This is a genomic window from Pseudomonas sp. 14P_8.1_Bac3 (assembly GCF_025466085.1).
GTDB lineage: Bacteria > Pseudomonadota > Gammaproteobacteria > Pseudomonadales > Pseudomonadaceae > Aquipseudomonas.
In genome coordinates, this window is record NZ_JANLOD010000036.1 from 1 (window position 1) to 7963 (window position 7963).

At 64.7% G+C, this 7963-nt stretch carries 1 protein-coding gene; it reads left to right on the forward strand.

The annotated features are described in order from the left end of the window. Nucleotides 1–7963, forward strand: a 7963-nt coding sequence (locus NTD84_RS11215) for a non-ribosomal peptide synthetase (protein ID WP_262165223.1), incomplete at both ends; no start/stop codon positions are given.

Consider the following 7963-nt stretch of genomic DNA (forward strand, 5'->3'; position numbering starts at 1 on the left):
AGGCATCAGCCGTGGCTACCTGGGTCGTGCGGCAATGACCGCCGAGAAATACGTGCCGAACCCGTTCGCCCGCAATGGCGAGCGGATGTATCGCACCGGCGACCTGACCCGCTATCAGCCAGAGGGCTCGCTGCAATACGTCGGGCGCATCGACCATCAGGTCAAGGTGCGCGGCTTCCGCATCGAACTCGGCGAAATCGAAGCGCGCCTGCTGCGACAGGACGCGGTACGCGAGCTGGCGGTGCTGGCCCAGGACGGTGCGAACGGTCAGCAACTGGTGGCCTATATCGTGCCGGCCGACGCCGCGGTGCTGGCGGGCGATGCCGAGGCTCACGCCAGTCTGCGCGAAACGCTGAAGGCCGCGCTGCGTCAGCACTTGCCGGACTATATGGTCCCGGCGTACCTGCTGTTCCTAGAGGCACTGCCGTTGACCCCCAACGGCAAGCTCGACCGCAAGGCCTTGCCGGCGGTTGACGGCAGCCAGCAACAGCGCGAACACGTTGCCCCGCGTACCGCTCTGGAGAAATCCCTGGCCGCCATCTGGCAAGACGTTCTGGCCATCGACGCGGTCGGTCTGGAAGACAACTTCTTCGAGCTGGGCGGCGACTCCATCGTCTCGATGCAAGTGGTCAGCCGTGCCCGTCAGGCCGGCATTCTGTTGAGCCCGAAAGACCTGTTCCAGCACCAGACTGTCCGCAGCCTCGCGCAAGTGGCCCGCGCCGGTCAGCAGCACCGCATCGACCAAGGCCCGGCCGTGGGCACCGTGGCCCTGACACCAGTGCAGCAGTGGTTCTTCGAACTAGCCATCCCCGAGCGCCAGCACTGGAACCAGTCGCTGTTGCTGATCCCCCGTGAACCGCTGGACAGCGCCGCGCTGGATCAGGCGCTGCTGCAGTTGCTCAAGCAGCACGACAGCCTGCGCCTGCGTTACGACATGACCGCCGCAGGCTGGCAGCAGACCTACGCCGCGCTGACCACTGACTCGGTGCTGTGGCAACGCCAGGCGCATTCGCCGGAGGCGCTGCACGCCCTGTGTGAAGACGCCCAGCGCAGCCTCGATCTGCAACAAGGGCCGTTGCTGCGGGCCTTGCTGGTGGATATGAGCGATGGCAGCCAGCGGCTGCTGCTGGTCATTCACCACCTGGTGGTGGACGGCGTGTCGTGGCGGGTGCTGCTGGAAGACCTGCAACAGTTTTATCAACAGCTTCGCGACGGTGCGGCGGTCTTGCCCGTGGCCAAGACCAGCGCTTATCAACAGTGGGCGGCGCGTCTGCAAGCGCACTTGCCGGCCTTCGAAAACAGCCTCGATTACTGGCAAGCGCAGCTGCGCGACGCCCCCCGGAGCGACCTGCCTTGTGATCGCGAAGGCGGCGAACTGGAGAACCGCTTCGAACAGAAAGTCGAGATCAAACTCGACGCTGAACAGACGCGCAAACTGCTGCAACTGGCACCCGCCGCGTATCGCACCCAGGTCAACGACCTGCTGCTGACGGCGCTGGCCCGCGTCGTGTGCCGCTGGACCGGTCTGGGCAGCACGCTGATTCAGCTCGAAGGCCATGGCCGTGAAGACCTGTTCGAGGGCATCGACCTGACGCGCACGGTCGGCTGGTTCACCAGCCTGTTCCCGGTCAACCTGACGCCGGCATCGGACGTCGGTGCGTCGATCAAAACCATCAAGGAACAGCTGCGTGCCGTGCCGGACAAAGGCCTGGGCTATGGCGCGCTGCGTTACCTGGCCGAGCCGGCGCTGGGCGCGACATTGGCGGCCTTGCCCAAGCCGCGGATCACCTTCAACTACCTGGGGCAGTTCGACCGCCAGTTCGACGAAGGCGCGCTGTTCGTCCCTTCGAGTGAAGGCAACGGCGCGGCCCAGGATCCGTCCGCGCCGTTGGCCAACTGGTTGACCGTGGAAGGTCAGGTGTACGGCGGCGAACTGTCGATGAGCTGGGGTTTCAGCAGCGAGATGTTCGACCGCCTCACCATCGAACAACTGGCCGGCCGCTACGCCGCCGAACTTGACACGCTGATCGCGCATTGCTGCGCGCTTGAAACGCCGCAGGCCACGCCGTCGGACTTCCCGCTGGCGCGCATCACTCAGGCGCAACTCGACGGCCTGCCGGTGGCCGCCGGACAGCTCGACGACCTCTACCCGTTGTCGCCGATGCAGCAGGGCCTGTTGTTCCACACTTTGTATGAACAGGCGGCGGGCGAGTACATCAATCAGCTGCGGGTCGACGTCCAGGGCATCGATCCCGAACGCTTCCGCGCGGCTTGGCAGGCGACCGTCGATGCGCAGGACATTTTGCGCAGCGGTTTTGTCTGGCAGGGCGAGCTGGAGCAACCGATCCAGATCGTCCACAAACAGGTGCAGCTGCCGTTCAGCGTGCTCGACTGGCGCGAGCACCACGACCTGAACGTGGCGCTCAGCGAACTGGCGGATGCCCAGCGCCAGCAAGGTTTTGATCTGAGCCAGGCGCCGTTGCTGCGACTGGTGCTGGTGCAAACCGCGGCGAACGGCTGGCACCTGATTTACACCCACCATCACATCCTGATGGACGGCTGGAGCAATTCGCAATTGCTCGGCGAAGTCCTGCAGCGCTACAGCGGCCACACACCGCCGACCGCCGCCGGGCGTTATAGCGATTACATCGGCTGGCTGCAGCGTCAGGGCGGGCAGGCGAGCGAGGATTACTGGGCCGAACAACTGGCCTCCCTGCAAGAACCGACACGCCTGGCGCACGTGGTGGCCAGCGATGCAAATCTCAGCGGTCACGGCGATCACTTCCTGACCCTGACGCCTGCCGACACCCAAGGCCTGGAAGCATTCGCCCGGCAACAGAAAGTCACCCTCAACACCCTGGTGCAAGCCGCGTGGCTGCTGTTGCTGCAACGCTACACCGGTCACGAAAGCGTGGCCTTCGGTGCCACCGTCGCCGGTCGCCCGGCCGACCTGCCCGGCATCGAGCACCAGGTCGGGCTGTTCATCAACACCTTGCCGGTGATCGGCACGCCACGTCCGGATCAGACCGTCGCCGCGTGGCTGCAAGCGGTGCAGGGGCAAAACCTCAGCCTGCGTGAATTCGAACACACGCCGCTGGCGGATATTCAGCGTTGGGCCGGGCAGACTGGCGAGGCGCTGTTCGACAATATCCTGGTGTTCGAAAACTACCCGATTGCCGAAGCGCTGCAACACGGCGCGGAGCAGGGCGTGGTGTTCGGTGACGTCGCCAACCTCGAGCAGACCCATTACCCGCTGAGCATCGCCGTGACCCTGGGCCGCACATTGGCCCTGCATTACAGCTTCGACCGGGCGTTGTTCCCCGTCGCGGCCATCGAACGCATCAGCGTGCACCTGCAACACCTGCTGGCGCAGTTCGCCGAATCCGCCGAGCGTCACCTCGGTGAAATCGCCTTGACCAACGCGGCCGAACGGGCGCAGCAACAGCGTGATAACCACCCGCAGCCGTACCCAATGAACGTCGCGGTGCATCAGCGCATCGCCGAACTGGCGGCGCGACGTCCAGAACGAACGGCGGTGATTTTCGCCGGCCAGCGCTTCAGCTATGGCGCCATCGACCAGCGTGCCAACCGATTGGCCCACGCGTTGATCGCCCGCGGCGTCGGTCCGGAAACCCGGGTAGGCGTGGCGTTGCCGCGCAGTGAAGGGGTGATCGTCGCACTGCTGGCGGTGCTCAAGGCCGGCGCGGCCTACGTGCCGCTGGACACCAGCTACCCGCGCGAACGCCTGGCCTATCTGATCGAGGATTCGGGCCTGGCGCTGCTGCTGACCGATTCTGCGGTGTCCGCACAGTTGCCGGTGCACGGTGCCGTCTCGCGGCTGGAACTTGATCGTCTCGACCTCGACGATCAACCGACCTCGGCGCCACAGGTGCAACTCGATCCGCAGAACCTGGCCTACGTCATCTACACCTCCGGCTCCACGGGCAACCCGAAAGGCGTCAGCGTCGCCCATGGCCCGCTGGCGATGCATTGCCAGGCCATCGGCGAGCGCTATGAAATGCGCGACAGCGATTGCGAATTCCATTTCATGTCCTTCGCTTTCGACGGCGCCCATGAACGCTGGCTGACCAGCCTGACCCACGGCGCGTCGCTGCTGATCCGCGACGACAGCCTGTGGACGCCGGAGCAGACCTACAACGCCATGCGCGAACACGGCGTGACCGTGGTCGCATTCCCGCCGGTGTACCTGCAACAACTGGCCGAGCATGCCGAGCGCGAAGGCCATCCGCCGAAAGTGCGGATCTACTGCTTCGGTGGCGACGCGGTGCCGGCCGCCAGTTTTGAACGGGTCAAGCGCGCCCTTGATCCTGACTACATCATCAACGGCTACGGCCCGACCGAAACCGTGGTCACGCCACTGATCTGGAAGGCCGGGCGCGAGGTGCCGTGCGGCGCCGCGTATGCGCCGATCGGCAGCCGTATCGGTGACCGCAGCGCCTACGTGCTCGACGCCGATTTGAACCTGCTGCCGCAAGGCATGGCGGGCGAGTTGTACCTCGGCGGCAGCGGCCTGGCGCGGGGTTACCTGAACCGACCGGGGCTGACGGCCGAGCGCTTTGTCGCCGATCCCTTCAGCAGCGGTGGCTTGCTGTACCGCACCGGCGACCTGGTGCGCCAGCGTGTCGACGGCACTTTCGACTACCTGGATCGCATCGACAATCAGGTGAAAATCCGCGGCTTCCGCATTGAACTGGGGGAAATCGAAGCGCGTCTGCAAGCCTTGGCCGGTGTCCGCGAAGCCGTGGTGGTGGCCCAGGAAGGCAGTGCCGGCAGCGGCAAGCGTCTGGTGGCGTATGTGGTCGCCAATGCGGCCAGTGCCGCTCGTAGCGATTTCGCCGACAGCCTGCGCGAGCAACTGAAAGACGCCTTGCCGGCGCACATGGTCCCGGCCTACCTGCTGGTGCTCGAACGTTTGCCCCTGACGCCCAATGGCAAACTTGATCGCAAGAACCTGCCCAAGCCTGATGTCAGTCAGTTGCAGCAAACTTACGTGGCGCCGCAAAGCGCGCTGGAACAGCAACTGGCGACGATCTGGCAGGACGTGTTGAAGCTGGAGCAGGTCGGCCTGAGCGATAACTTCTTCGAACTCGGCGGCGATTCGATCATCTCGATTCAAGTGGTCAGCCGCGCCCGTCAGGCCGGGATTCGTTTCACCCCCAAAGACCTGTTCCAGCACCAGACCATCCAGGCACTGGCCTTGATGGCGCGGGTCGGTGAACAGCTGCAAAGCATTGATCAAGGGCCGGCCACCGGCGAACTGCCGCTGCTGCCGGTGCAACAGGCGTTTTTCGAGCAGGCTATCCCCGAGCGTCAGCACTGGAACCAGGCGGTGATGCTCAAACCGACGCAGCCACTCGACGCTGCCGTGCTTGAACACGCGCTTGGCGCGCTGGTGGTACATCACGACGGTTTACGTCTGAACTTCATCGAGCAGGCCGATGGCTGGCGCGCTCGATACGGTGCGCTGGACCGCCAGACCGAGGCGTTGGTCTGGTCGTTGGACGTCGCCGACACGGCGGCACTCGAAGCCGCTGCCAACACCGCGCAACGCAGCTTGAACCTGCACGACGGCCCGCTGCTGCGCGCGCTGCTGGCCAACCTCGATGACGGCAGCCAACGGCTACTGCTGGTGGTCCATCACCTGGTGGTGGACGGCGTGTCGTGGCGGATTCTGTTCGATGATTTGCAAACCGCCTACCGTCAACTGGCGCTGGGCAAACCGCCGCAATTGCCGGCGAAAACCAGCGCAACCCAGGTCTGGGCCGAGCACCTGCAGACTTATGCGCGCAGTGCCCCGTTGCAGCGTGAACTGGCCAACTGGCAACAGCGATTGCACGGTGCCGAGGTGGCGTTGCCGATGGATAACCCCGACGGAGGGCAGCAAAACAAACACGCCCTGACCGTTCGCACACAGCTGAACCGCGAGCTGACCCGCCAGTTGCTGCAAGATGCGCCGGCGGCCTATCGGACCCAGGTCAACGACCTGCTGCTGACCGCGCTGGCGCGAGTGATGGTGCGCTGGACCGGCGCCGACAGTGCGCTGATCCAGCTGGAAGGCCATGGCCGTGAAGAGCTGTTCGACGGCGTCGACCTGACCCGCACGGTGGGCTGGTTTACCAGCCTGTATCCGGCCCGGCTCACCCCGGCTGCGGACCTTGGCGATTCGCTGAAACAGATCAAGGAACAGCTGCGCGCGATCCCGAACAAGGGCATCGGTTTTGGCGCGCTCGCTCATCTGGGTGACGATGCCGCCCGTGAACTCCTCGGACAGTTGCCGGTGCCACGCCTGACCTTCAACTACCTGGGCCAGTTCGACGGCAGTTTCACCGAGGCCGACGGTGCCTTGTTCGTTCCGTCCGGTGAAGCGGCCGGTGATGAACTCGACGCCGATGCGCCGCTGGCCAATCAGCTGGCGCTCAACGGTCAAGTGTACGGCGGCGAGCTGAACCTCGGCTGGACCTTCAGCCGCGAGATGTTCCATGAAGCCGCCATCCAGCGTCTGGCCGACGAATACGCCCAGGAATTGCAAGCGCTGATCAGCCATTGCTGCCAAACCGGCCAGAATGGCGTCACGCCATCGGACTTCCCGCTGGCGAACCTGACCCAGGCCCAACTGGATCGCCTGCCGCTGCCGGCGCCGTTGATCGAAGACCTTTATCCGTTGTCGCCGATGCAGCAGGGCATGCTGTTCCACGCGGTGTACCAAGAAGCCGCGGGCGATTACATCAACCAGCTGCGCCTGGACGTCGAAGGGCTCGATCCCGAGCGCTTCCACCAGGCCTGGCAAGCGGCCGTCGCGGCCCACGACATTCTGCGCACGCGGTTCGTCTGGCAAGGCGAACTGCAGGCTCCGGTGCAAGTGGTCAGCAAACATGCGCCGATGCCTTACAGCCTGCACGACCTGCGCGCGCACTCGCAGCCCGGGCAGGCGCTGCAAGACCTCGCCGACAGCGAGCGGAAGAATCTGCACCTGAGCGATGCGAGCCTGTTGCGCCTGGTGATCGTGCGTCTCGACGATCAGCGTCATCACCTGATCTACACCAACCACCACATCCTGATGGACGGCTGGAGCAACTCGCAGTTGCTGGGTGAAGTGTTGCAACGCTACAGCGGTCAATTCGTTGCGACCAACACTGGGCGTTATCGCGATTACATCGGTTGGCTGCAACGCCAGGATACGGCGGCCAGCGAAGCGTTCTGGACGCCGGCCTTGCGTGAACTGGAAGAGCCGACCCGTCTGGCGCAAACCGTTCTACACCCCACAGAAAGCAGCGAAGGCTACGGCGATCATTTCCAGGTGCTGGATGCCGAGCTGACCGCACGCCTGGGCGAATTTGCCCGTGCGTCGAAAGTCACCGTCAACACGTTGGTGCAGGCGGCCTGGCTGTTGCTGCTGCAACGTTACAGCGGCAAAGACACCGTGGCGTTCGGCGCGACAGTCGCCGGTCGACCTGCGGACCTGTCGGGCGTTGAGCAACAGATCGGTCTGTTCATCAATACCTTGCCGGTGATCGCCACCCCGCGCGCCGGGCAGTCCCTCGACAGCTGGCTGCACGCAGTTCAGGCGCAGAACCTGGCGCTGCGCGAGTTCGAACACACGCCGTTGTTCGACATCCAGCGCTGGGCCGGGCAGGGCGGCGAAGCGCTGTTCGACACGCTGATGGTGTTCGAGAACTACCCGGTCTCCCAGGCGCTGGAGCAGGGCGCGCCACAAGGGCTGCGGTTCGGCCCGGTAACCAGCCGTGAACAGACCCATTACCCGCTGACCTTGCTGGTGAGTCTGGACCGGGAACTGGCCCTGCATTTCAGCTATCAACGCAGCGCGTTTGCCGCTGAGACCCTGGCGCAAATCGCATGCCAATTGCAGCACCTGCTGAGCCAGATGACCGAGGGCGGTCAACGCTGCCTCGCCGAGTTGGCGTTGCTGGACCAGGCTCAACAG